The sequence below is a fragment of the Rhodobacter ferrooxidans genome (assembly GCF_000176015.1).
In the GTDB taxonomy this organism is placed as follows: Bacteria; Pseudomonadota; Alphaproteobacteria; order Rhodobacterales; family Rhodobacteraceae; genus Pseudorhodobacter_B; species Pseudorhodobacter_B ferrooxidans.
This window is the reverse complement of the sequence record NZ_ACYY01000050.1, coordinates 1-1,152: the sequence shown is the minus strand read 5'-3', so window position 1 is coordinate 1,152 and position 1,152 is coordinate 1. Positions and strand designations below refer to the sequence as shown.

At 56.8% G+C, this 1,152-nt stretch carries 1 protein-coding gene and 1 pseudogene; both read right to left on the bottom strand.

Translation table 11 applies throughout. The annotated features are described in order from the left end of the window. Positions 1 to 789 (bottom strand): annotated as a pseudogene (locus RSW2DRAFT_RS16965) (IS3 family transposase); the annotation flags it as partial. Between the two features lie 40 nt (positions 790 to 829). Continuing rightward, the coding region (locus RSW2DRAFT_RS16955; protein ID WP_008033275.1) for an integrase core domain-containing protein at positions 830 to 1,152 on the bottom strand (323 nt) is incomplete at its 5' end.

Sequence of the window (1,152 nt, the reverse complement as noted above, 5' to 3'; positions counted from 1 at the left end):
CGTGTGAGCAGTATTGGCTACCGCGATCCGTATGGTGAATGCAGCCCCTGGGTGGGCGTCTCAGGGCGATGGCCATGTTGAGGGCGCGGATCGCCAGGTCTTTCTTCATCCGGTTGCTGATGGCCCAGCCGATCACCCGACGGGAATGCAGGTCCAGGATGACGGCCAGATAAATCCAGCCCTCGCGTGTCCAGACATAGGTTATGTCGCCAGCCCATTTTTGGTTGGGTTGGCTCGCAGCGAAATCCTGCTGCAAGAGATTCGGCGCGATGTTGAATGTGTGGTCACTGTCGGTAGTTGCTTTGAATTTATGGGTTCTGACCACACAAATCGCATTCTGTCGCATCAAACGCCCTACCCGGCGGTGCCCGACGCGCAAGCCCAACTCATTCAACTCTTCAGTCATTCGGGGGCGACCGTAGCTGCCCTGGCTTGCTCTGTGCTGATCGCGGATATGCGCAAGAAGCACCATGTCACGCCGCTGCCGGTGTGATGTGGGGCGATGCTTCCAGGCCCGAAGGCCACGATCCGTGACCCCCATGACTTGGCAGGCATGGGCCTTGGAAAGGCCGCCGCGATAGTCGTCAAGGAAGGCGAACTTCACGGCTTTTGAGCCGCGAAGAACTGCGTGGCCATTTTTAGCAGCTCCCTCTCCTCCTTAAGAATCCGGTTCTCACGCCGAAGCCGCTCATTCTCGCGCAGAAGGTTCTGGTCTGGATCGGGGGGACCTGCCTCATCAGAAACCATCTTCACCCATTTGTTCAGGGTCGAAAGACCAACCCCCAAATCTGAACCGCCCCGGGTTTACCGGAGGGTGATTTGTTCATTTTTAGGCGACCATATCGAGTGAGTTCAGGTTTGCATAGAACGCCTCCTCTGCTTCTGCGGGTGGGATGTATCCGATTGGGCCGAGAAGTCGGCGGTTGTTATACCAATCGACCCATTTGAGGGTTTTCCACTCGACCTCTCGCATTGATTTCCACGGGCCGATCTGGTTGATGACCTCGGTTTTGAACAGGCCAATGACGCATTCGGCCAAGGCATTATCATAGGCATCGCCGACCGTTCCGACTGAAAGATCGATCTCCGCCTCGGCCAGGCGCTCGGTATACTTGATCGACAGGTATTGTGATCCGCGGTCCGAATGGTGGA